The organism is Luteibacter rhizovicinus DSM 16549, assembly GCF_001887595.1.
Classification (GTDB): domain Bacteria; phylum Pseudomonadota; class Gammaproteobacteria; order Xanthomonadales; family Rhodanobacteraceae; genus Luteibacter; species Luteibacter rhizovicinus.
This window is the reverse complement of record NZ_CP017480.1, coordinates 4,296,501-4,319,505: the sequence shown is the minus strand read 5'-3', so window position 1 is coordinate 4,319,505 and position 23,005 is coordinate 4,296,501. Positions and strand designations below refer to the sequence as shown.

Below are 23,005 nucleotides of genomic sequence, written 5' to 3'. Positions count from 1 at the left end.
GAGGGGTCGGGCCCCTCCAACCGGGCGGGAATAAAACCGGTCCCCGGACGATCTGGTCTGTCGTGGGCACGCTTCCCGTGCCGCGAACCCGAGGCCCCAGCCATGTCCGTCCCCGCACACGCCAGTTATGCCACCTCGACGACTCACCCGAGGTCGTACACGAAGGTCGCCGTCGCGATGCATTGGCTCATTGCCTTGCTTATCTTCTCGAACGTCGGCCTCGGTTTCTTCATGGAAACCTTCCCGAAGAAAGCCCCCGGTCACGATGAGGTCCTGTTCTACCATGCCTCGATCGGCAGCCTGATCTTCATGCTCGCCGTGTTCCGCCTGGTCTGGCGGTCGACACACAAGCCACCTGCCTTACCCGCGCATATTCCCTCCTGGCAGCAGAAGACCGCCCATACACTGCACTGGGTACTGTATTCGTTGATGTTCCTGGTTCCGCTTACCGGCTACCTGCATCGCATGGCCGGCGGCCATCCGGTCAGTTTCTTCGGAATCGGCTTCCTGCCTGTACTGATCGGCAAGGACGAACCCTTGCGCTTGCTGACCGATACGCTCCACGTGTGCCTGGTCTGGACGCTGTGTATCCTCGTGGTCGGCCATATCGGTGCCGCCCTGAAGCACCGCTTCTTCGACCGCGACAGCGTCATCCAGCGTATGTTGCGGGTATAACCGGCATGGGGACGCAGTCATCATGATGTCGACGAGTAGCCGCGCGTTTGTCGATGATCTGGCGCTCAGCCATCTTGACGCTGCCTACAATCTCGGCCGTTGGTTGCTGGGTAGCGAGCAGGATGCGGCCGATGCCGTCCACGACGCCTACGTTCGCGCGGCTCGCTCATCGGAGACCTATGCCGGTGGCAATGCGCGTGCGTGGTGGCTCGCGATCGTCCGCAACTGCTGCCTCGCCCGACTTGCCCTGCGCAACAAGGAAAAGCGAAACGTTGCGATCGACGATAATCCCGTCGCCGCCGAGCACTGGATGCCACGCGCGGAGGCGGACGAGATCGAGGAACGCCTGGACAGTTCCAGGCGAAGGCAGATGATCACGGTGCATTTGCGTAACCTGCCGGAGCATTTTCGCGAGGTGCTCATCCTGCGTGAGATCGAAGAGTTGTCGTACCGGGAAATCGCCGACGTGTTGCAAACGCCCATCGGTACCGTGATGTCCCGCCTGGCCCGCGGACGTGCACTGCTACAGAAGGCACTGACCGATAACGGCACGATGGAGATCCCTCATGGATTGTAAAGCTGCGAGTGAGCTGCTGCCGCTGTACTTTGACGGCGAGCTGGATCGTGCCACGGGCCGTGAGTTCGAGGCACACCTGGACGAATGCGCGGACTGCCGCGCCGCCTTGATCGAGCTGGATGCGCTACGCCACACCTTGCGTAAGGACGCACCGCGCTTCAGTGCGCCCGATGCCTTGCGCGCGCGCATCGAGAAAGAAGCCGCGGCGGCAGCCAGTCACCAGGCACCTCGCACACAACGCCCCTGGCTGGCCATGGCCGCTTCATGGGTTCTCGCCTTCGTGGCGGGCGGCGCAACCTTGGCCGCTTGGAACCACGGCACGAGCCCCGCCGATGGGCAGTCGCAACTGACCCGCGATCTGTTCGCCAGTCACTGGCGTGCGTTGGCCGCGACGTCGCCGATCGATGTCGTGTCGACGGACCAGCACACGGTCAAGCCCTGGTTTGCAGGCAAGATCGCCACGGCACCCGTTGTGGAGGATTTTGCCACCGAGGGTTACGCACTCATCGGCGGTCGTATCGACTACGCCGGCAGCGAGCGCATTCCCGTGCTTGTCTATCGCCACGGCAAACACGTGATCGATGTGTTTGTCCTGCCAACGACTATGGGCACGGGTGCGCCTGAGTCCATCCAGATGCAGGGCTACGTGCTGGAAGCTGCGACCTTGGGCGGACAGCCTGCGGCTATCGTGTCGGACATGGATCAGGCCGAGCTGGCGCGTTTCAGGAATCTGTTGAGTACGTCGAAGTGAAAGAAAAAGGGCGAACGGTTTCCCGTCCGCCCTTTCATTTACCGTTACGACGAGTTAGTGCGTAGCGACCGCCGCGACCTGCGCCGCAGTGCCCGACGAAACCGCCGCATTCACCACACCCTGCAACCGATTCATCTGCACCTTGTAGCCTGACGGCACGACATACGCGGTGCCCTCACCATCAGCCACTTGCTGCGAGACGAAGCCGTCGCCGACACCTTGCCATAGCAGGGCCTTGCCCTTGGCATTGGTCCAGAACAGGTCGGCGAGGCCGTCGCCGTCGAAGTCCTCGATGGTGGCGACGGTGTAGCCATCCGGTGCCGCGATGGTCTTCGTGCTGGCCACCGTCGTGCCGTCCATCTCCCACCAGCGCAGCTTGCCGGTGTCGGCGTTGAACCAGATCAGATCGGTCTTGCCGCTGCCGGCGATCTCGCCGGCGCCGACGAAGGCGAAGCCCGCCGGTGCATTGCTGCCGTCGTTCTTGGTGAAGCCACCCTGGCCATTGTTGATCCAGTACTTGATCGCGTTCTTCGGTCCGGTCCAGACGATGTCCAGGATGCCGTCGCCGTTGAGGTCGGCCAGGTTCGGGGTGAAGCCGGCCGGCGCGGCAACCGTCGTGGCCACGCTCTGTGCGCACTCGAGGCTGTCGAAGCGCCCGAACTTCAGGGTGCCACTGCAGTCGATGGTCCAGAACGACAGCTTGCTGGTGTTGGCGTTGAACCAGACCTGCTTCGACTTGGCCGAGGCATCGACCAGGCCCGCGCCAACCAGGCTCCAGCCTGCCGGATACGGGAAGCGGAAATCGGCCCAACCGTAGCTGTAGATCGCCAGGTTCATTTCGTGGGTGGTGGCGTTGTCGCTCTCCATCACCGTCTGGTTGGCCAGGGCGCCGTCGAAGATGTCGAACGGAATGGCCTTCACCTGGTCGCCCGGCACGAAGCCGTCAGCAACCTGTGAGCCCTGTTGCACGGGGACCCACGTATCGCTGTCGAGGACCGTGCTGCCGTTCAAGCGAACGAGGGTGGCGTTACCGGTCTTCGGACCGACCAGCAGCAAGGTGCTCTTGCCGTCGAGGACGGCGTTCAGGCCGACGCCGGGATTGGCACTGTCGTTGGCGCCGACCAGATCCCAGGTGCGCGGAATGATCTGCCCGCGGGTCTGCTTCGCGGCGATGGCATTGGTCAGGTTGGTGACGTTGACCGAGCCGAGGCCGGTGGCATAGTCGTAGCCCTTGTTCGTCTTCCACGCGGTGACGAGCGAGGCACGGCCGCCATCGCTGACAACACCGTACTGCTGGCCTTTCTTGACGAAGCAATCGCCAGTACCTGCGAAACAGGGCACGTCGATATCGCCGACGGTCACGTCGTGGAACACGCAGGTGGTGTCGTTGGCCTTGCAACCTGCCGCCGGGGTGGCGACCGTACCGTATTGCGTGCGGGCCAGACCGTAGAGCGTCGGGCCGACGTTGCCGAGGCGGTTGGCGCTGGCCTGATCGACGAGGGCCTGGACGCCGGCCATGGCCGGTGCGGCGAACGAGGTGCCGCCAGCACTGTTGAACAGCGAGTCGGTCGGGTCGAGGTAGTTACACGGCACGCCGCCCTGGTCGCTGTCGGACATGCAGAAGATCAGTGCATGCCCGTAGAGGCCGTTCGCCGCGAAGAGCGAGACATCGGGAAGCGCGCGGGTGACGTTCTGATCGATACCCGCGATGCCCTGCTGCCAGGTGGGCTGCGACCAGACGTAGCTCGGGCCACCGCTGCCACCGGCGGTGTTGAGAAAGTTTTCGCCGGCGGCCGAGTTGCACGCGTTGTTGGGATTGGCGATGCCGAGGACCTTGTCGAGCTGGGCGCTGGCACAGGAATCGTTCCACGTCTGCTCGGGGATATAGCTGATCGCACTCGCACCCAGTTCGCCGTTGCCCGGCAACCAGTACTTCTGTGTTTTCTTGAAGTCGTCGAAGTCGGTACCGCCAACGGCGATGTTGTAAGGCGTGCTGCCCAGGCCATTCACGGCGATACCGAAGCTGGAGGCGACCTGGTTCTGGTCGCAACCGGCCGAGCCTGCATCGCCGGTGGAGACGAACACGGTCACGCCTTCGGCGGCGGCCGTCGACCACAGTGCAGCGGCTTCGGCGAGGTCGCCGACGGCGGCGCTGACCGATTCACACTCGCCGTAGCTCAGGCTCATGATTGGTGGCGGCGCATCCTGCTCCAGCAGGTTCTGTGCGGCCAGGAAAGCGCCGAAGTCGGCACCGCTGTCTGCGCAGGAGGCGAGGGTCACGTTGGCGTCGGGCGCCGCGGCGCCGGCCCACTCGGCGTCGAGTGCGGCTTCACCTTCATCGGCGTTCGTGCCCGGATCCCCGCAGCTGGTGTCGCCGGCGAAGCCTGCCGGATGGATCTGCGTGAAGACGCCCTTGGCGTCGGTCGGCAGGAAGGTGTGCCGGAAGGTGGCGACGTCGGCGTCCAGTACATTGGTGCGTTCGAGCACGGCGACAGTCTCGCCGGCTCCACGCACGGGACTGGACTGGTTCCACAACGGATTGACGTTGTAGATCGTGCCGAAGTCGGCCGGCACCACGTCGTACTGGACGTCGCCCTGATAGACGAAATTGAAGTCGGACGACGGCGCACCGGCGGTGACCCATTCGCCTTTCTTGTTGCGCTTGACCGGCTGCGCATCCTTCTTCTGCGGCTTCGGGAAGAAGTCGGTCAACGAGGCGACGCCGCTGACGACAGGGACCAGGGCCGTAGGCAGTTTCTGCTCGGTCGAGTTGGCGAAGTGTCGCTTGCCGTCCGCGCCGGTGAAATGGTGCAGGGAGGTCCCGAACGCCTGCTGCACGGCGCTGACCGATCCGTTGAAGCGAATGAGCATGCCGTCGGCCGATACGTTCTTCACGCCAAGCCCTTGGCTGGCGAGCCACGCCTTTACCGCCGTGATGTCTTTCTGGTTCGGCCCGAATTGCTCACCTACCTGACGCGCGGTCAGCCACTTGTGGAAGTTGGGGGAGGAGGGATTGTCCAGCGAGGCGAGGTAATTATCGAAGCGCTTCTGTTGATCGTCGCTGCGCTTGAGCACCAGGGTCATCGAGGAGATCACCTCGGTGGTCCCCATCGGTCCGGCATCGGCGCTGCTGCGGACCCTGGCAGGCACGCTGCCTGGCAGCGTGGTCATCTGACTCTTGTCGACCGACTTGGTGATCAGTGGCGTGGTGCTGGTGCTGCCTACCGTGGCGCTGGCGGCTGCGGCGTGCGCGTCGCATGCGGCGCCGGCGGCCACGAACAGCGCCGCGCCGGCCAGCCAAGGCCTTGCAATGATGGATGACATAGTACCCCCGAAGGAAAGAGCCCGTAGTGCGTCGTAACTTCTTGCGCCCAGTCCGTGACGAACTGCCCCTTCGGCACAACGTCCGCACGACGCAGGTTCATGCGGACGCTCGACGATAGCTTTACATCCGTCGCAAAGTCACACACGCTCGACTGGCCGAGTTCTCACCGAGTTCTCACGCCGCGCAGCAAGGGGAATGGCACGATGATGTCCCGCATCCGCGACTGGCTTGCCAACACGCCGATCGACGATCCGGTCGACCGGCGCAATGCCGGCTTCATGCAGTTGTTGCTGGTCTTCGAGGGCCTGCGGATTCCTTTGACGAAGCTCTATCTGTTCGGACTTCACTGGTCGTACCTGCACGAGCATTTCTACGCCAGGGCGCGCATCGGAGCGTCCGCCGCGCTGGCTATCGACGTCGGCACCGATCTGGCGATGACCCTCTCGGCATGGGTGGGCTTCTACTTGATCCGTCGCGGACGATTCCCGCCCGCCGTGGCCCAGTTCGTCGCCACCATGCTCGCGTCCGGCGCCGTGGCGTATGCCGCCTTCGGCTACCACGCCACCGATGGCAACCTCACGCTGATGATGATCCTGGCGCTGAGTGGCCTGATGCTGGGGCGCAAAGCGTTGTGGATCACCTATGCCGCCGAGGCGCTGATCCTGATCATGAGTGTGGACCCGCTGAAGGCCTCGGGTGCCGGTGAGCCGGTCGGTGTGCTGCTCGCTATCTACGATCTCCTGCCGATGCGGGCGCTGACCAGTTACCTGCTGATCGCACTGATCGTGGATCGCAGCATCTATGCCTTGCGTGAGAGCCTGCTCGAGTCCGACCGGCGCCGACAGCAACTGGCGCGGGAAATCGCCGAACGTGAGCGCACGCATGAACAGCTATTGCACGCCCAGAAGATGGATGCGGTGGGCAAGCTTGCCAGTGGTGTGGCGCACGATGTCAACAACGTCTTCGACATCATCCTCGGCTTTTCCACCGAGCGCGACCGTTTGCCGGGGGAAGATGAGCCTATGGACGGTAATACGCGAGCCGTAGCGGACGCGTTGGAAGGGATCGAGCTGGCTGCCCGACGCGGTACCGCCGTGTGCCGCAAGTTGCTCAACTTCAGCCGCAACGATGTCACCCTGACCGAAGAGTTCGACGCCGTGGCGGCGCTGGAAGAGTTGCGCCCGCTGGCTCGACAATCCTTGCCGTCGCATTGCCAGCTGCGGGTGTTGTTGCCGTCGGGTCCGCGGATCATCCGCTTCGATCGCAGCCAGTTCGAGTTGGCCATCATCAACCTGGTGACCAACGCACGCGATGCCATGCCCGACGGCGGCAGCTGCACGATCACCCTGGAAGCTGCGGAAGACATCCTGGCGATCTCGGTGCAGGACACCGGCATGGGCATGGCCGAGTCGATTCGCGCGCAGGTGTTCGAACCCTTCTTCACGACCAAGCCAGCCGGCCACGGCACCGGGCTCGGGCTGAGTGTGGTTTACGACCTCGTCGTGCAGGCCGGCGGCCGGATCGTGGTGGAGAGTGTGCCGGGGCAGGGGACGACGATTCGACTGATGCTGCCCTTGGTCAGCGCCGTGTCGGAAATGTCAGGCTTGCGCAACGTCGCTCGAGCCGTGTAACGGGTCAGGCCTCCAGCACATACCCTGTGCCGTGAGCCGCGTTCAACGGCAGGGGCTCGCCAAGCGCGGCAAGCACCTTCCGACGCAGACGGTGAACCATGGAATCGAGTCGGTGGGGATCGAAGGCATGGACGTCTTCGGTCAGCACGGCGATCAGGGCTTCCCGCGAGACGACTTCGTTGGCGTGCTGGAGCATTGCATCGAGGAGGAGGCGCTCGCTCTTGCTCAGCATCACCCGCGCGCCGGACGGCGAGAGCAGGAACCACTCGTCCGGGCTGAGGGTCCAGCGGCCGGCCGGCGCTGTCAACGCAGCGGGCTCCAGTCGCCGCGCCACGCTGTAAAGGGTGGCCACAAGGACATCGAGTTCCACCGGCTTGGTCAGATAGGCGTCTGCACCTTCGAATAATCCACGCACACGGTCGACGTTATCGCCACGACCCGAAAGCATGATGATGCCCGCGCGCGGTACCGCTGTGCGGAGCGAGCGCGCTACTTCGAAACCGTCGCCGTCCGGCAGGCCGATGTCGAGAAGAAAGATGTCCGGCGCGCCCCGTCTAACGACGTCGTGTAGTTCGGCGGCGCTACCCGTTGCCGTCACCTCGAAACCGAATTGCCTCAGCCGGGGCGCAAGAATCCGGTCACGCAGCAGCTCGTCGTCGTCCAGCAGCGCCAGCCGCAAGGGGCGTGCCGGCGCTCGGGCCTCGGGGATCGAATTCGTCATGCCCACGCCTCGAATCTACCGTGATGCCCGAAGCATATCCGGCAAACGAACGAAATTTGTCTTCCCTGCTCACGACGAGACTTCGTAAGTTCCTGTGGCCCCGTTTCGGAGCGACTAATGTCGTGGAAACGACGGTCCTCGACGAAGTCGAATAGGACCACGGTCGACCTCGCCGGGATCGATGTGACGCTCGCCTTGCGTGATGACGATGAGGCTTTTGCGCGCCATGTTGGCTGCCGCGTCTCGTACCGGCTGCATCAGTGCGCGCCATGCGTGCTCACCGGTCGCCAGGGCACGGGCGACGTCGGAGGGACAGATCGAGGCGTCCGGTGCCCGCTCGCGTAACAGCGAAATGATCTCGGCATCGATATCCATGCCGCGAACGTAGCGCCGCCACGGTGAAGGTGGCGGCACGTGAGTCATCGGCCTCGATGGAGCATTTCTAGGGGCAATCAGCCGAAATCAGCCGCTGGCGCTCCCCTGTCTGAGCCAGGAAGAACACGATGGTCTGCCCGGATTTGTCCTGGCCGCGGTAGAGCCCTTCGAGCAGTTGCCGGCTCTGCATGCGTAGTGCTTCGTCGGACACGGTGGAGGCGCGCATGCGATAGCGATAGGGCACGGGCTGGGGCGCGTCGACATGGCGGTTGATGCCGGCTACGGCCCGCCACGGGCCCATGCTGGACACCATCGCGAGCTCCTCCGAGGATGCCGGTTTGAGGACCGAGGAGGAGCCGATGTAACCCATCGATCCCTGCGGCGCGGTGCGTCGAAAAAGGCCCGTGCCGATGGCTTCGATGCGCCACACGCTGGGATACCGGTTGCGGTTGTCGGGGGTGATCCAGCAGCCGACGAAGTCGCCGCTGTGGGTCTGCTGCTGCGCCACTTGCTGTGCGCCGGCCTCGCAGGGGGTCTCCTGGTAGGCGACCTGGCCCTGGCGCGTGCACTTGTAGATGTCGGCATGGGCCCCTGACGCCGCCAGGAGTCCCACAAAAGCCAGGCTCACCTGTCCCCACCAACGCTTCCCTGCCTGCATGCCGACCTCCCTGAGTTGACGAGAGTCTACCCAATTGTTCGGGATCTAAGGAATGGCAACGGCGCAGGCGACACCGCGCCGACGGTGTCGCTTGCTCAGGTGTGCCTTCAGCGCCACCCCATCGCTGGCGCCACCTGCGTGAGGATGGATTCGATCAGGTGCACGTTGTAATCGACGCCCAGCTGGTTGGGCACCGCGAGGAGTAGCGTGTCCGCTTCGGCGATGGCTTCGTCGGCGGCGAGTTCCGACACGAGCACCTCGGGAACGGCGGCATAAGTTCGGCCGAAGACGGCTTCCATGTTATCGATGAAGCCGACCTGGTCGGTGGACTTGCTTCGCCCGAAGTAGGCGTGATCCATGTCATTCATCAGGGGGAAGATGGAACGCAGGACGGAGACCCGCGGTTCGCGTGGGTGCCCGGCCTTGGTCCACGCATCACGATAGAGGCGGATCTGCATTGCTTGCTGCACGTGAAGCGGTTCGTTGGTCTCGTTCGCCTTGAGAGTCGAGCTCTGCAGGTTCATACCCATGGTCGCGGCCCACACGGCGGTCGCATTGGACGCCGAGCCCCACCAGATGCGCTCACGCAGACCGGGCGCGTGCGGCTCGAGGCGTAGAAGACCGGGCGGGTTGGGGAACATGGGCCGCGGATTGGGCTGGGCGAAGCCTTTGCCATCGAGCAGTTGAAGGAAAACTTCGGCGTGCCGGCGTCCCATGTCGGCATCCGATTCGCCTTCCGCAGGCGCATAGCCAAAGTGACGCCATCCCTCGATGACCTGCTCGGGCGAGCCCCGACTGATGCCGAGTTGCAACCGCCCGCCGCTGATGAGATCCGCGGCGCCGGCGGTTTCCAGCATGTAATGCGGGTTCTCGTAGCGCATGTCGATCACGCCGGTACCGATCTCGATGGTGCTGGTGCGCGCGCCGATGGCCGACAGGAGAGGGAAGGGCGATGCCAGCTGATTGGCGAAATGATGGACGCGGAAGAAGGCGCCATCCGCACCGATCTGTTCCGCGGCAACCGCGAGGTCGATCGACTGCTGCAGGACGTCGCGTGCCGAGCGGGTCGCCGAGTGCGGCGAGTCGGTCCAGTGGCCGAACGAGAGGAAGCCGATGCGTTTCATGGGGACTGTCGAAGATGACCAGGGATGCCGTGATGATACGGCGGCACGGCAGCATGCGACGATGACTTCAGGTCAGTGACGTTCTACCGGGCATAGCGGCGTCTCGCCTGGTCGCAGCGTCAACACCCGCACGCCATGGCGCGTCACGGCCACCGTGTGCTCGAACTGCGCGGAGAGCTTGCCGTCGCGGGTGTAGACCGGCCATTCGTCGGGCTGCGAACGAATGGCCGCCTTGCCCTGGTTGAGCATCGGTTCGATGGTGAAGACCATGCCTTCCTTCAGCGCCAGCCCGGTTCCCGCGTGGCCGTAGTGAAGGATCTGCGGATCCTCATGCATCTCGCGACCGATGCCGTGCCCGCAGTACTCCTTGACCACGCTGTAGCCGTGTTCGCGTGCGTAACGGGCGATCGCATGGCCGATGTCGCCCAGGCGAGCGCCGGGACGGACAACGGCGATGCCTTTCCACATTGCCTCATAGGTGGCGCGGACGAGTCTACGGGCGGGGTAGGGAACATCGCCGACCAGATAGGTCGTGCTGGAGTCGGCGATGAAGCCATGCTTTTCCAGCGTGATATCCAGATTGACGATCTGTCCGCTGCGGAGCACGTCATCGGCCGATGGCATGCCGTGGCAGACAACGTCGTCGATCGACGCATTGAGCACGAACGGGAAGTCGTACTGGCCTTTGCTGGCCGGCCGGGCGTGATGCTCGTCGACGATCAAGCGTTCGACCAGATCATTGATTTCCAGGGTGCTCCGACCCTCGAGCGACGTGCGATCCAGTCGGTCGAAAACCTGCCCAAGGAGTGCTCCGGCTTGCGCCATCAACTCCACTTCGTGGGGCTGCTTGATCACGCACGGCCCTCTTTGAGGACCGGTGACGTGACTCCGGCACCACGTAGCTCCCTCGCGACGAGGTCCTGGAAGCTCATTTCGGGATGCATCTCGCAGAGCATCCCGATCTTGATCCAGAAATTGGCCTGCGCGTTGATCGAGCGGTGCGTGACCGTGCAGGCACGCCGGAGTTGGTCGTGAAGCTCGTCGTCGATGTTGACAATGCCCATGCCTGGATCCGATTCGGGAATATATGAATCGTATATGTTGCATATATATCGATCAAGCGGGGTGCTGCTCACCAGGCCGAACGTTGGGATGACGCCATGCCGAGGGCAGCGTAGGGTGATCGCAGACGAGAACCCGTCAGCCTTCCACTTCCATCGGACCCGCCTCAATGCCCTTGCCGAAGATCGTCTCTACCGTGGCCTTGACCGTTCTGGTCGCAGCATCCCTTTCGGTCGCCGCACAAACGGATCAAAAGCCGGCGGAGGACGCCAGTGCCGTGTCCCAGTACAAGAACCTGAATCTGACGCGGGATCCGAAAGCCGCAGCAGTAGGCAATTACACGCTCGACCCACACCACACGTCCGTGACGGCAAAACTGGCGCACATGGACCTGTCTCGCTACACGCTTCGCTTCGACAGTGTCAGCGGCGGATTCTCATACGATCCCTCATCAGCGACCGCGTCGAAGCTGTCGATCACGATCGATCCTAACTCGGTGAGCACCGGCGATCCGAAGTTCGACAAGCGTATTGCTCAGAAGTACTTCGAGTCCGATAAATATTCATCGATCACCTTCACCGCCACGACCGTAAAGCTCGTTGGCGAGCACACGGTGGTCGACGGCGTTCTGGATTTCCATGGCGTAAAGAAGCCGGTAAAACTGAGCGTCGTCTATCGTGGATTTGCTCAGCCACGCATGGGCTTTTCGGGCGAGGCGACATTCAAGCGATCGGAGTTCGGCGTGGGCGAATGGGTGCCGCTTGAAGCCGACGAAGTCACGATTCTTGTCGAGACCGAATTCGTGAAGTCGTGATGGGGATGGGAAGAGGGGCGCTTTGCGTGTGCTTTCTTGGCGGCTTTGTCTTGTCCGGAGCGGTACACGCGGCCGAGCAAGAGCTCTGCGCGACGCTCTCTGAGCAAAGCTCGATCGTGAGGAACGAGCGTGGCCACATACTGCGGATGACGATTCACAATCCTACGAAGAAGACGATCGAAACCGAAGAGTATTATTTCTGGTCGAACGGCCTGTCGCTCGGAGCTGTTTCGAAGGCAGACGGTCGCAAACTCAAGGCCACCATTCCCTTCATCGATCCGGGTGTGGGGCCCCTGTTGATCCGACCGAACGAAACGGTGACCAGGGAGGTTTTGCTTGAGGATGTCATTTCCGACCTGGGTACGGCACTCCGGAGTTCTGATGTGGATGTGTCGTGGGCTTTGACCTTGCGGCCAAACAAGGGATGCTTCTCTGAACAAGTAAAGAGCACGGTGACGCTCGAAAAGTTTCCGTAATCCCGTCGCGCGTCGAGGGACGTGTGCCCGCTGGCGCGGGATCGCCGACAAGTCGGCTCCTACCGAGCAGAATGCGTGCGGGCAGGGCGCTGTTCGTTGGTGCGTCGCAACATCCCGTCACCTATGCATTTTTGGCAGTTGACGCCTTTTTTACAGTGCGCTATATCTTGTTCCACGCGCGGCGTTCGATTGGACGTCCGTATGCGTAACCCTTCCGGCAGGCTCTCTGGCATGCCGATTCGCAGCTCGCGATGAATGACGGACAGACCGCTACGATGCGTCGGCCCAATTCAAATGAAAACGCCAGCTGCCATGTCGCAGGTCGTCCGTTCGCGCGTGTGATGGCCGACGGCTTGCCGATCCTCGTGCGTGCCAAGCTGAGCGCCCTGCGTTCCCGCGGCAAGTGCGTTGCCGGCTACTCTCCGCCGCAAACCTCCCTCTGATCGTCCGACCGTCCTGATCGGCACGTTCACCCGTCCGTCGTGATCTTTACGCACGCCCGCTAGCGCTGGCGTGCATGTCTGCTCACGTCCGGTCCGCGCGACGAACCCGCTGGTCAGCTGAACTGCGCATGGCGCGGCATCGTGCCGTGCGTGCTTTTAAAAGCATCTCGGGGTGGGGGTAAGTCGTGGGTATCGATAAGGGTTTCAACAAGAAGTGTCTGGTCGCGGCCTTGTGCGCCGTGCTCGGGGGAACGGCGTTCGCGCAGGACGCGGCGCCGGCAGTGTCTTCGACGTCGGCCAAACCGCCCGCGAAAGCCGCGGCGGACAGCCAGTCGACACCGGCCAAGCCGGACAAGGCTGTACAGATGAAGGCTTTGAGCGTCGTGGCCAATCGCTACGACGCGACGAACATGCGGATGGACGCGATCAACACCGTTGACGTGCTGTCCGCGGCGGATCTTCAGCACACCGCGGTGCATAACGTCGCCGAGGCGCTGGGCTTGATGTCGGGCGTGAACGTGACGACGACAGGCTCGGGCTATTTCGGCGGCATCGATGGCGCGGCACGTGGCGAGGGCATGTTCACGTCCGTTCGCGGCCTGCCGTCCGAGTACAACGTCAACCTGGTCAACGGCAGCAACGTAGCCCAGGGCATGCCGTACAGCCGTAGCGTGCAGCTCAGCCTGCTGCCGCCGTCGGGTTTGCAGACCATCGTGCTCAACAAGACCTCGACCGCCGACATGGACGGCGATGCGATCGGTGGCACGATCGATTTCCGCACGCCGAGCGCCTTCGACTTCAAGAAGGATTTCAGCGGTAGCGTGACCGCGAGCGGGCGTGTCGAGAGCCGCGCGCGCGACTACGGCGGCAGCGGACTCGGTAGTGGCCTCGCCGCCGAGCTGCAGGGCAAGTTCGGTGCGGAGAAGCAGTTCGGCGTCTACGTGAGCGGCTATTACGACTACCGCAACATCGCCAATAGCGAGATCGGAGCGGCGGAAAGTGCATCGAACGACGGCTCCTGGGCCTTCCTGCATGCCACGGCCGATGGCCAGAACGCGGCGGGTTACGATCCGGCGCACAACCTGACCAGCCTCGGCACGAACGTAGGTATCGCATCCGGCTTCGAGCGTCGCTACGGGGGCAACATCTCGTTCGACTGGAACGTGGATCCCACGCTGAAAGCGTACGCGCGCATGACCTACGCCTATGCGCTCACCGAGCAGAACACGACGTACAGCCAGCTGCTTCCGCAGGATGTCACGTACGTTCCGACGGCCACGCCCGGTGTCTACACGCCGAACATCGGTCGCATTGCCAACCGCTTCTGGTACGAAACCAACCCGGAGCGCGCCGACCTGGCGACGATCCAGCTGGGTGCCGACAAGACGGCGGGCGGCTGGACCATCTCGCCCAATGTGTTCTGGAGCATTGGCCGCAACGATCGCCCGAACCACGTCGAGATCGACGGTCGCGAGGACAAGTACTCGCAGGACAATTTCGCCTACAACCAGAGCTCGCTGATGAGCTACGGTGGCCACGGCTTCCCGTACCCCCAGCTGACCCCGGGCCTGTTGAACTCGGTCAACAACCTGCAGAACATGTACGCCAACGACTATGGCGAGGTGACCGATATCCGCTCGGGCCAGAAGCGCGGCGGCGCCAAGCTCGATCTTCGCTATGACTTCGAAAACGGTCCGCTGCAGTCGATCAAGTTCGGCGTGAAGTACAGCGACAGCTCGCGCGAGTTCACCGATCGCGACTACTCGACCGCCGGCATCAACGACGGCACGACCACCTTGAACGACCTCGGGATCATCAAGGGCTATTACAACCAGATCTTCCCGGGCAAGTTCGACTGGACGACCCCGCAGATCAGCCGCTCGGCGGTGGCTGGCCTGATCGCCGATCACCTGCAGCCGGGTGACCTGGATACCTGTAGCCAGCTCGACTACAACAACTTCAATTGCGACACGATGCGCGGCACCGAGGCCGTCACCGCGGCCTATGCCATGGCGACGTTCCAGAGCGGTCCGTGGGAGGTCATTCCCGGCGTGCGTTTCGAACACACCTCGATCCGCAATACGTTCTGGACGACGCCGCAGGACGCCGACGGTAACGAGATCCCGGGGTACTTCTCCAATAACCACACCATCTACAACGAACCGCTGGGCAGCCTGTTCATCAACTTCCGCCCCGATGGCAACATCGTCTATCGCGGTGCGATCTGGCAGAGCTACACCCGTCCCGCGTTCGTGCAGCTTGGCGGCGGCTCGCAGATCAACGTGTCCGATGGCGTGACCACGATCACCACCGGCAACCCCAACCTGAAGCCGATCAAGGCCACCAACGTGGACCTCGGCGCGGAGTGGACGACCGAGAACGGCGGCTACGTCTCGCTGTCCAGCTACTACAAGAAGCTGCGTAACTACATCTACGACAGCGGTGGTGGCCAGGCCGACCCCAACACCTCGGGCGTGGGTACCGTGCTCACGAAGACGCCGACCAATGGCGGCGATGGGCGCGTGGTGGGTCTGGAGGCGACGTATCGGCAGAAGTTCCAGAACCTGCCCGAGCCGTTCGACGGACTGGGTTTCAGCGTCAACGCCACGCGGCAGAACTCGAAGGTGGACCTCGGGCGTGACGGCTTCGAGAACGAGCGCCTGCAGTCGGCACCGCAACGCATGGCCAATGCCGAGTTGTTCTACGAGAAGTACGGGTTCTCGGCCAACCTCAGCTACCACTACACCGGCTCCTACCTGTCGACGTACGACTTCCTCAACCAGGGCAGCCCGTGGGATGACCTGTGGATCCGCCCGATTCGCCGGGTCGACCTCCATCTGGGCTATGCGATGTCCAACGGCCTGCAGTTCGACCTGCAGGTCAGCAACCTCACCAAGCAGTATTCGTATTGGTCGCACATCGGCAGGAACAGCCTGGCCAATTCGGATATCGTCGATGCGGGCAGAACCACCCTGCTGACCGTGAAGTACAACTTCTGAGCATGCATCGACGAAGCTTCCTCGCGCTGTCGCTGCTCACCCCGCTGGCTTTTGCCGGTCGTGGGTGGGCGGCATCGCCCGCTGGCATACGCGTTGCGAGGGTGCCGGACGGCCGGCATCACGCCTTCACCTTCGGCAAGCGTGAGTTCCTGCTCGATGGTGAGGCGTTCCGCGTGCACAGCGGCGAGATGCATCCGGCCCGGATCGCGAAGGAGCACTGGCGGCATCGCATCCGCATGGCGCGGGCCATGGGGCTCAATACCGTGGCGATCTACGTGATGTGGAATCACCACGAGCGTGAGCCCGGGGTATTCGATTTCGAGACCGGCAACCGGGACGTCGGGGCCTTCATGCGCCTGTGTGCGGAAGAAGGGATGTGGGTTTATCTGCGTCCCGGCCCGTACATCTGCGGCGAATGGACCAACGGCGGACTGCCGGCGTATCTGCTGCGCGATCCGGATACGCGGCTGCGGACGCGTGACGATCCACGCTACATGGCGGCGGTACGACGTTATTTCGCTGCGCTGGCCGAGCGCGTCGCACCACTGATGGCCAGCGCCGGTGGCCCGGTGTTGATGGTGCAGATCGAAAACGAGTATTCGATGTTCGCCGACGACATTGGCTATCTCGATGTCCTGCGCGATATCTGGCGAGAGCACGGCATCGACGGACCGTTTTCGGTGTCGGATGGCTGGAAGGATTTGCAGCGCCGCAAGGCCTATCCCGCAGGCACCGCCTTGGGGCTCGACGGGGCCGATGTGGCCGATTTGTTGAAGGGCAGGGGATTTGCCGGCGAGTCTCCCGTGTGGGTGGGCGAAGCCTATCCCGGCTGGCTGACCCACTGGGGCGAGCCGACCTTCGCCACGAAGGACTACGAGACCACGTTGCGGCACATCATGCGTGCGGGGTATTCGTTCAACCTCTATGTCGTCCATGGCGGCACGAATTTCGGCCTGACGGCCGGGTCCAATGCGGAAGACGACGGCTCGCAGTTCCAGCCTGTCATTACCAGTTACGACTATGCTGCGCCGATCGATGAGCGTGGACGCCCGACGGAGCAGTACACGCGGCTGCGTCGTGTCATCGAAGAGGTTACGCGCGTCACGCCGGCTGCTCTTCCGCCAGCGCCGCCGTCAGCGAGCTTTGCACCGGTGACGCCCCAGGCCTTCGCGTCGTTGTGGGACAACCTGCCTGGAGCGCCGGCGACCCTGCCGTCGCCGGGTCCGAACGAGATCCTGTTCGGGCTGGACCAGGGGCTGGTGGTCTACCGCAAGCGCATCGACGCGGGTAGCGTGCTCAGACTGGAGAACGTACGCGATTACGCCGTGGTCCATGTCGATGGGCAGGAAGTCGGTTCGGTGTCGCGCGTGGAACATCCTTCGTTGAACTCGCAACCTGAGGTACGGCTGCCTGCGGCGGGGGGTGCTACGCCGCGGGCGCTGGATATCCTTATTGATACCTTTGGGCATATCAATTTCGGGCCGCGTATTGGTGATCATAAGGGGCTGATTGGCCCGGCATCGATTGATGGTGTGCCGTTGCGGGAAGTGGAGGCGTGGGCGATTCCGCTTGAAGGGGATTGGATTCATGGCCTTCGGGCCATCGCCGATGAATCGGCTCCTACAAGAACAGCTACCGCCCCTGTGGGAGCCGATTCATCGGTGAAAGCCAGTCCGCCTCGCGGCCCGATGTTCTTCAAGACAACCCTGCACATCGAATCCCCAGGCGATGTTTACATCGACCTCTCCGCCTGGTCCAAAGGCTACCTCTGGATAAACGGTCAACTGCTCGGTCGCTACTGGAACATCGGCCCCCAGCAGCGCCTGTTCTGCCCAGGTCCTTGGATACGTGCCGGCGATAACGAGTTGCTCGTGCTCGACCTCCACCGCAAGACGCCTGCCATGATCACCGCTGCAGATAGCCTGCACACCTCGGGGAACAGCTGATGCGCGCGACCGTCATCGAGGCGGGTGCGCCGTCGTCCCCGCCGCGCGCCATCGGCTTCTGGGGCGGACTCTCGGCCAACGTGCTGAACATGATCGGCATCGGGCCCTTCGTCACGATCCCTATCGCGCTCTCGGCGCTCGCCGGCCCCTCGGTATTGCTTGGCTGGATCGCCGGTGCGCTGTTGTGCCTGTGCGACGGCATGGTCTGGGCGGAACTCGGTTCCACGATTCCCGAATCCGGCGGACCGTACCACTACCTGCGCGAGGCGTACGGGCGCGAGAAGGCAGGGCGCCTGTTTGGTTTCCTCTACCTCTGGCAGACCTTGCTCACCGCACCACTGTCGATCGGTAGCGCCGCGGTTGGCTTTGCCCAGTACGCGGGCTTTCTGATTCCTTCACTCGGCGATACGGGCAGGGCGCTCATCGCCGCCGGCCTCTGCCTGCTCAACACCGTCGTGCTTTATCGCAAGGTGGGCCAGATCCAACGGCTTTCCGTGTTCGTCAGCGCGATCGTCGTGGTGGCCTGCGCCTGGATCGTCTTCAGCGGCATCACGCACTTCGACATGGCCGTGGCCGGCCACTTCTTCCAGGCACACGTCGACTCGTCGCACGGCTTCTGGCTCGGGCTGGGCGCGGTGGCCCTGATCGCGGTGTACGACTACGGCGGCTACAACAACGTCTGCATGCTGGGCGGCGAGGTGAAGCGGCCGCGACGCACGATTCCGATGGCGGTGCTGATCTCGATCCCGCTGGTGGCTGTGCTTTACCTCGGGCTCAATCTCAGCATCCTCGGCGTGCTCCCCTGGGAACAGGCGGCACATTCGAAGGCGGTCGTCGCGGATTTCATGCAAGCCATCCATGGCCGCACCGGCGGCACGCTGGCCGTGCTGCTGATCCTGCTCGCGAGCTGGGGTTCGGCGCTGGTTGTCCTGCTGGGCTACTCGCGTGTGCCCTACGCGGCGGCGGCCGATGGCCAGTTTTTCCCCGTGTTCGCCCGGCTGCATCCGCGGGGCGGCTTCCCCACCGTGTCCCTGGTGTTTGTCGGCGTGACATCGGCGGCGGCGTGCTTCCTCTCGCTGGAACACCTGATCGCGACCCTGATGGTCACCCAGATCCTCTTCCAGTACATCGCGCAATGCTTCGCCGTCGTCGCCTTGCGTAAACGACGCGCCGATGCGGACGTCTTTCGTATGCCGCTGTATCCGCTGCCGATCGTCGTCAGTGTGATCGGCTGGCTTTATCTGGTCGCTACGGCCGGCACGTCGTCGATCGTCACGGCCGTGGGCGCGGTCGTGGCAGGCACCCTTCTTTTCCTGTGGCAAGCACGGAGGTCCCGCACGTGGCCATTCCCGCAACCCTGAAGTCGTGGGACGTCGCCGTGGTGGGTGAAATCTTTGCCGACCATGTGTTCAGCGGCTTTCCTGCCTGGCCCGGTCCCGGCGAAGAAGTGATCGCCGAGAACTACCTGCGCGAGCTCGGTGGCGGCGCCATCAACACTGCCTGTGCCCTGTCGCGGTTAGGCCGTCGCGTACGTCTGGTCGGCCTGATCGGCGAGGCCGATCTCGACTGGTTCGAAAGCCGCCTGGGCGAGTTCGGCGTCAGCATGGAAGGTATCCGTATCGGCAACGACGGTACCGGCATCACGGTCAGCGTCTCCACTGTCGAGGACCGTTCGTTCTTCACCTATGCCGGCGTGAACCGCGCGCTGCCCGAACTGCTGGCCTCGCCGGAGATCCTCGCCGATCTCGCCGCTGCGCGTCATGTGCACTTCGCCTTGCCCCTGCCGCGCGATCTGGCCGAAATCCTGCTGCCCTTGCTGCGTCAGGCCGGGTGCACGACCTCGCTGGATGTCGGCTACAGCCCGGCCTGGCTCCGCGATCCCGTGAACCGGCCCAGTCTTCGCGACGTCGACCTGTTCCTTCCCAATGCGAAGGAAGCCGCCTTGCTCGCGGGGGACGAAGAGCCCTCGTCGTTCGAGGCCTGGTCGGTCGGCGCCGGCATCGGCCGTGCCGTGATGAAACACGGCGCCGGCGGCGCCTGGATTGCTGACGAGCGCGGTCTGCGCCGGGTACCGGCGCCGCGTATCGATGCCGTCGATTCCACCGGTGCCGGCGACGCGTTCGACGCGGGCGTCATCGATGGGCTGCTCGATGGCGAGTCCATCGACGGCTGTGTCGAGCGCGGCTGCGTCTGTGGCGCGCTGTGCACGACCGCGGCCGGTGCCCTTCAATCCCTTCCCCATTCCCCCCAATTGAGGACCCTTCGTGAGCAAACGTACGGATCGTAAGATCGCATTGATCGGAGGTGGCGGTGTTCGTTCACCGCTCGTGGTATTTGGCGTGAATGAAGCCGCTGAAGCGCTTGGCGCGGCCGAGATGGTGTTGTACGACCCGGATCCTGCGCGACTGCGGATCATGGTCGACCTCGGCAAGGCGGTAGTCCGCCGCTTCGGCGGCGGCCTGCGGCTGCGTGGCGCGACATCGCTGGAAGACACCATCGAGGGCGCGGACTTCGTGCTCAACAGTGTACGCATCGGCGGTATTGCCGGCCGGGCCTCCGACGAACGCGCGTCGATTGCACAGGGCTATCCGGGTCAGGAGACGACCGGCCCCGCGGGCGTCGCGATGGCGTTGCGCACCATTCCCGTGGCTATCGAGCAGGCACGGCTGGTCGAACGCCTGAGCCCGCAAGCGTGGCTGGTCAATTTCACCAATCCCGCCGGGCTGATCACACAGGCAGTGAGCGACCACAGCAAGGCACGCATCGTTGGCATCTGCGACACGCCGACGGAGCTTTTCCACAACATCGCCCACGCGCTTGGCGAGCCGGCCGACGATGTCGAATGCGATTACGTCGGGCTCAACCACCTGGGTTGGGTGCGTGGCGTGCGGGTACGCGGCGAGGAGGTTATCGACCGGTTGCTCGACAGCGATGAGCTCTTGCGCAAGCTTTATCTGGCGCCGCTGTTCGACTTCGACATGATCCGCACCTTGCGGCTCATTCCGACCGAGTACCTGTTTTTCTATTACGAGCGGCAGCGTGCCCTCGACAACCAGCGCAAGCAGGGCGGCAGCCGTGGCGGCGAGATCCAGCGGCTCAACGACGATCTGCTGGCGGGCCTGACCTCACGCCTGGATGCCGGCGATGGCGACGCGGCCGTGGATATCTATGCCGCCTACCTCAACCAGCGCTCGGGCTCGTACATGAAGCTGGAAGCCGAGGGCGGTTCGGCCTTCGATCAGGGCGTGAGCCTGAAAGGCGATCCGTTCCGCGTGGCGACGGGCTACCACCGCATCGCGATCGACGTGATGAGTGGCCTGACCGGTGCGAAACCGGCGCGTATCGTGGTCAACACGCGCAACCGTGGCGCACTGCCGGACCTGCCGGACGACGATATCGTCGAGATCGCCTCAGACATCTCGCTGGATTCCATCGTGCCGCGGCCCATCGCGCCGTTGCCCGATGCGGTGAACGGCCTTGTGCGTTCGGTCAAGGCCTATGAGCGTGCCGCTATCGCGTCGGTACTGAACGACAAGCGGCTCGAAGCACGCAAGGCGATGCTGATCCATCCGGCGATCGGGCAGTGGACGCCATCGGGCGACTTGCTCGATGCCTTGCTGGGTCATGCGAACGAGGACGGCGAGTGCCTCTGCCAGGGGCCGGTGCACCGGCACGGGTGAATCCGTGACGCCTGTGGGAACCGATTCATCGGCGATCCCGCGGCAGGCTGACCCGCTGCCGCGAGATCCCCGGCACAGCCGGCTCCCACAGAGAGGCACTGGCTCAATCCCCGACGGCTCCCCGAATCCGGAAGAAGTCGACCCGTGCAAGCAGCTCGGCCGCCTGCTCCTGGAGCGAGCGGCTCGACGCGGCGGCTTCCTCGACCAGTGCCGCCGTATGCTGCGTGGCTTCGTCGAGCAGCGCGACCGTGCCGTCCACCTGTTCGATGCCTGCGGATTGCTCGGCGCTGGCGGTGGCAATCTCTTCGACGAGCACGCCCGTGCGACGTACCTGCTCGACGAGATCCTGCAGCGCGCTCGCCGACAGGCCGACCAGCGCGTTGCCGTGGGTGACCTTGTCGCTCACATCGGAAATCAGCACGCGGATCTCCTTCGCCGATGCGGCGGAACGCTGCGCCAGCCGCCGGACCTCCGCTGCGACGACCGCGAAGCCGCGGCCTTCCGATCCCGCCCGCGCAGCTTCGACAGCCGCGTTCAAGGCAAGAAGATTGGTCTGAAATGCGAGCTCGTCGATGAGGCTGATGACATCGACGACACGGTGACTCGATGCCTCGACCGCATGCATCGCGAGCGCTGCCTCGCGGGTGACTTCCTGGCCGGCATGTGCGCTTTGCAGGGCGGATGCCGCCAGCGAGGCCGCATCCCTGGCATGCGTCGCGTTCTGTTGGACTGAGGTCGTCATCTCCTCCATGGCGGAGGCCGTTTCCTCCAGGGACGACGCTTGCTCCTGCGCGCGGCTCGATAAGTCGTCGTTGCCCTGGGCGAGTTGGCGCGCTGCGCCGTCGACCGTCTGTGCGCCGCGACGTACCTCGCGGACGATACCGGTGAGCTGCTCGTCCATTCGTCCCAGGGCGAGCAGCAGATGGCCGACCTCGTCGTGGCGTGTCACGTTCACCACGTGATTGAGTTCACCGGAGGCGATGGCGTCGGCGAGGGCGGCGGCCTGCCTGATCGGTGTCGCCACGGCGCGTATCAAGGCGACGAGGAGGAGCAGGGCAATGAGAAGCCCCGCGACGATCGCGATGGCCGAGACGATGAGGGTCCTGCGGTACGCCACTTGCGAGCTTTCATACGAATCGCGCGCCTGACCCAGGTTTTCGGCGTAAAGGATGCCGATCCGCTCACTGAAGCTCTTTAGTGTGGCGACGTAATCCGCACTTGCCACCGAATGTGCGGGATCGAAGTCCCCTTTGGCGGCGGCCGTGAGCGCCTGTTGATTCAGGTCATCGAGTTTTCGACGGAGGCCGACGACGGCGTCGGCGGCTTCTCGTTCGACATCCGACGAGATCATCGGGTAGTAGGCGGCCCAGGCCGCATCGGCGGACGACTTGTCGCTTTCGATACGTGTGCGTGTTGCGTCGACCGCGGAGGGGTTCCGCTTCAAGAGCATCTCGTCGAGGGCGGTTTCGTCGGCGTGAACGCTTTGCCGTGCGTCGGTGATATGCAGGATCGGAATCAGGTCGCCCTGATAGATGTCGAGTGTATTGATGTTGATGTTGCGTTCGCCGTGTGCGCCGATCAGACCGATGCCGAGCATGAGCAGTGAACAAGCGGATAGCCCGGCAATCAGTTTGGCGCGAATGGTGAGGCTGGAAAGCTGGAACATCGAGGTTCGGCCTTGCGACATGGGATGGGTCGTTTTCGGCCGTAAGGAAAGAAAATGAAGAGAAGAAAAGTGCAGATCTGTT

Annotated in this window: 19 protein-coding genes; 11 read left to right on the top strand and 8 right to left on the bottom strand. The window is 63.7% G+C overall.

Going from position 1 to position 23,005, the window contains the following annotated elements:
• Positions 1 to 102 precede the first annotated feature (102 nt).
• The 3 genes from BJI69_RS19685 to BJI69_RS19675 are packed head-to-tail and all read left to right on the top strand — an operon-like array spanning position 103 to position 2,003.
• Complete coding sequence (locus BJI69_RS19685) at positions 103 to 675, top strand: cytochrome b (protein ID WP_046967491.1); 573 nt, start codon at positions 103 to 105, stop codon at positions 673 to 675.
• A 22-nt stretch (positions 676 to 697) separates the two neighbouring features.
• On the top strand, positions 698 to 1,252 hold the full coding sequence (locus tag BJI69_RS19680; protein WP_046967492.1) for a sigma-70 family RNA polymerase sigma factor: 555 nt from the start codon (positions 698 to 700) through the stop codon (positions 1,250 to 1,252).
• Positions 1,242 to 2,003: an anti-sigma factor family protein gene (locus BJI69_RS19675; protein WP_052767151.1), complete on the top strand. Its 762-nt coding sequence runs from the start codon at positions 1,242 to 1,244 to the stop codon at positions 2,001 to 2,003. Before BJI69_RS19680 ends, BJI69_RS19675 begins: the two co-directional genes overlap by 11 nt.
• Positions 2,004 to 2,057: 54 nt before the next feature.
• On the opposite strand, the gene BJI69_RS19670 is transcribed toward BJI69_RS19675, so the two are convergent.
• Positions 2,058 to 5,327: a protease pro-enzyme activation domain-containing protein gene (locus BJI69_RS19670; protein ID WP_046967493.1), complete on the bottom strand. Its 3,270-nt coding sequence runs from the start codon at positions 5,325 to 5,327 to the stop codon at positions 2,058 to 2,060.
• A gap of 204 nt (positions 5,328 to 5,531) precedes the next feature.
• Here BJI69_RS19670 and BJI69_RS19665 point away from each other — a divergent pair, with 204 nt between their 5' ends.
• Entirely contained in the window at positions 5,532 to 6,959 is a 1,428-nt protein-coding gene (locus BJI69_RS19665) for a sensor histidine kinase (RefSeq protein ID WP_046967494.1), read from the top strand.
• Positions 6,960 to 6,963: 4 nt separating this feature from the next.
• Here BJI69_RS19665 and BJI69_RS19660 read toward each other — a convergent pair whose 3' ends face one another.
• The 6 genes from BJI69_RS19660 to BJI69_RS19635 all read right to left on the bottom strand — a co-directional run bounded on the left by BJI69_RS19660 (position 6,964) and on the right by BJI69_RS19635 (position 10,901).
• Positions 6,964 to 7,680, bottom strand: coding sequence for a response regulator transcription factor (locus tag BJI69_RS19660; protein WP_046967495.1), 717 nt, complete (start codon positions 7,678 to 7,680; stop codon positions 6,964 to 6,966).
• A 114-nt stretch (positions 7,681 to 7,794) separates the two neighbouring features.
• Complete coding sequence (locus BJI69_RS19655; RefSeq protein WP_244890696.1) at positions 7,795 to 8,094, bottom strand: DUF3253 domain-containing protein; 300 nt, start codon at positions 8,092 to 8,094, stop codon at positions 7,795 to 7,797.
• A gap of 28 nt (positions 8,095 to 8,122) precedes the next feature.
• On the bottom strand, positions 8,123 to 8,713 hold the full coding sequence (locus BJI69_RS19650; protein ID WP_046967497.1) for a DUF4124 domain-containing protein: 591 nt from the start codon (positions 8,711 to 8,713) through the stop codon (positions 8,123 to 8,125).
• A gap of 107 nt (positions 8,714 to 8,820) precedes the next feature.
• Positions 8,821 to 9,837 carry an LLM class flavin-dependent oxidoreductase gene (locus BJI69_RS19645; protein ID WP_046967498.1) on the bottom strand — a complete coding sequence of 339 codons (1,017 nt, stop codon included), beginning with the start codon at positions 9,835 to 9,837 and terminating at the stop codon, positions 8,821 to 8,823.
• A 72-nt stretch (positions 9,838 to 9,909) separates the two neighbouring features.
• Positions 9,910 to 10,692 carry a type I methionyl aminopeptidase gene (gene map, locus BJI69_RS19640; protein WP_046967499.1) on the bottom strand — a complete coding sequence of 261 codons (783 nt, stop codon included), beginning with the start codon at positions 10,690 to 10,692 and terminating at the stop codon, positions 9,910 to 9,912.
• Positions 10,689 to 10,901, bottom strand: a complete 213-nt coding sequence (locus BJI69_RS19635) for a ParD-like family protein (protein ID WP_046967500.1) — start codon at positions 10,899 to 10,901, stop codon at positions 10,689 to 10,691. Before BJI69_RS19635 ends, map begins: the two co-directional genes overlap by 4 nt.
• Before the next feature lie 167 nt (positions 10,902 to 11,068).
• On the opposite strand from BJI69_RS19635, the gene BJI69_RS19630 reads away from it, so the two are divergent.
• From BJI69_RS19630 to BJI69_RS19600, 7 genes are all read left to right on the top strand, one after another.
• The gene (locus BJI69_RS19630; RefSeq protein WP_052767152.1) at positions 11,069 to 11,713 is read left to right on the top strand and encodes a YceI family protein; all 645 of its coding nucleotides are present in this window, start codon (positions 11,069 to 11,071) and stop codon (positions 11,711 to 11,713) included.
• Positions 11,714 to 11,739: 26 nt separating this feature from the next.
• Positions 11,740 to 12,189 (top strand): hypothetical protein, encoded by a 450-nt coding sequence (locus BJI69_RS19625; protein ID WP_125903128.1) that lies wholly within the window; start codon positions 11,740 to 11,742, stop codon positions 12,187 to 12,189.
• A gap of 628 nt (positions 12,190 to 12,817) precedes the next feature.
• The gene (locus tag BJI69_RS19620; RefSeq protein WP_052767153.1) at positions 12,818 to 15,631 is read left to right on the top strand and encodes a TonB-dependent receptor; all 2,814 of its coding nucleotides are present in this window, start codon (positions 12,818 to 12,820) and stop codon (positions 15,629 to 15,631) included.
• A 2-nt stretch (positions 15,632 to 15,633) separates the two neighbouring features.
• On the top strand, positions 15,634 to 17,577 hold the full coding sequence (locus BJI69_RS19615; RefSeq protein WP_052767154.1) for a beta-galactosidase: 1,944 nt from the start codon (positions 15,634 to 15,636) through the stop codon (positions 17,575 to 17,577).
• Positions 17,577 to 18,938 (top strand): APC family permease, encoded by a 1,362-nt coding sequence (locus BJI69_RS19610; protein WP_046967503.1) that lies wholly within the window; start codon positions 17,577 to 17,579, stop codon positions 18,936 to 18,938. The genes BJI69_RS19615 and BJI69_RS19610 overlap by 1 nt, the downstream gene beginning before the upstream one ends.
• Positions 18,917 to 19,864, top strand: a complete 948-nt coding sequence (locus tag BJI69_RS19605; protein ID WP_244465259.1) for a carbohydrate kinase family protein — start codon at positions 18,917 to 18,919, stop codon at positions 19,862 to 19,864. The genes BJI69_RS19610 and BJI69_RS19605 overlap by 22 nt, the downstream gene beginning before the upstream one ends.
• The gene (locus BJI69_RS19600; protein WP_046967504.1) at positions 19,842 to 21,257 is read left to right on the top strand and encodes a family 4 glycosyl hydrolase; all 1,416 of its coding nucleotides are present in this window, start codon (positions 19,842 to 19,844) and stop codon (positions 21,255 to 21,257) included. The genes BJI69_RS19605 and BJI69_RS19600 overlap by 23 nt, the downstream gene beginning before the upstream one ends.
• A gap of 103 nt (positions 21,258 to 21,360) precedes the next feature.
• On the opposite strand, the gene BJI69_RS19595 is transcribed toward BJI69_RS19600, so the two are convergent.
• Positions 21,361 to 22,944, bottom strand: a complete 1,584-nt coding sequence (locus BJI69_RS19595) for a methyl-accepting chemotaxis protein (protein ID WP_052767155.1) — start codon at positions 22,942 to 22,944, stop codon at positions 21,361 to 21,363.
• Positions 22,945 to 23,005 lie beyond the last annotated feature (61 nt).

What these genes read in the sequence shown, in the direction of transcription:
- BJI69_RS19685 (WP_046967491.1), top strand. Translation starts at nt 103, where the DNA reads ATGTCCGTCCCCGCACACGCCAGTTATGCCACCTCGACGACTCACCCG.
- BJI69_RS19680 (WP_046967492.1), top strand. Translation starts at nt 698, where the DNA reads ATGATGTCGACGAGTAGCCGCGCGTTTGTCGATGATCTGGCGCTCAGC.
- BJI69_RS19675 (WP_052767151.1), top strand. Translation starts at nt 1,242, where the DNA reads ATGGATTGTAAAGCTGCGAGTGAGCTGCTGCCGCTGTACTTTGACGGC.
- BJI69_RS19670 (WP_046967493.1), bottom strand. Translation starts at nt 5,327, where the DNA reads ATGTCATCCATCATTGCAAGGCCTTGGCTGGCCGGCGCGGCGCTGTTC.
- BJI69_RS19665 (WP_046967494.1), top strand. Translation starts at nt 5,532, where the DNA reads ATGATGTCCCGCATCCGCGACTGGCTTGCCAACACGCCGATCGACGAT.
- BJI69_RS19660 (WP_046967495.1), bottom strand. Translation starts at nt 7,680, where the DNA reads ATGACGAATTCGATCCCCGAGGCCCGAGCGCCGGCACGCCCCTTGCGG.
- BJI69_RS19650 (WP_046967497.1), bottom strand. Translation starts at nt 8,713, where the DNA reads ATGCAGGCAGGGAAGCGTTGGTGGGGACAGGTGAGCCTGGCTTTTGTG.
- BJI69_RS19645 (WP_046967498.1), bottom strand. Translation starts at nt 9,837, where the DNA reads ATGAAACGCATCGGCTTCCTCTCGTTCGGCCACTGGACCGACTCGCCG.
- BJI69_RS19635 (WP_046967500.1), bottom strand. Translation starts at nt 10,901, where the DNA reads ATGGGCATTGTCAACATCGACGACGAGCTTCACGACCAACTCCGGCGT.
- BJI69_RS19630 (WP_052767152.1), top strand. Translation starts at nt 11,069, where the DNA reads ATGCCCTTGCCGAAGATCGTCTCTACCGTGGCCTTGACCGTTCTGGTC.
- BJI69_RS19615 (WP_052767154.1), top strand. Translation starts at nt 15,634, where the DNA reads ATGCATCGACGAAGCTTCCTCGCGCTGTCGCTGCTCACCCCGCTGGCT.
- BJI69_RS19610 (WP_046967503.1), top strand. Translation starts at nt 17,577, where the DNA reads ATGCGCGCGACCGTCATCGAGGCGGGTGCGCCGTCGTCCCCGCCGCGC.
- BJI69_RS19595 (WP_052767155.1), bottom strand. Translation starts at nt 22,944, where the DNA reads ATGTCGCAAGGCCGAACCTCGATGTTCCAGCTTTCCAGCCTCACCATT.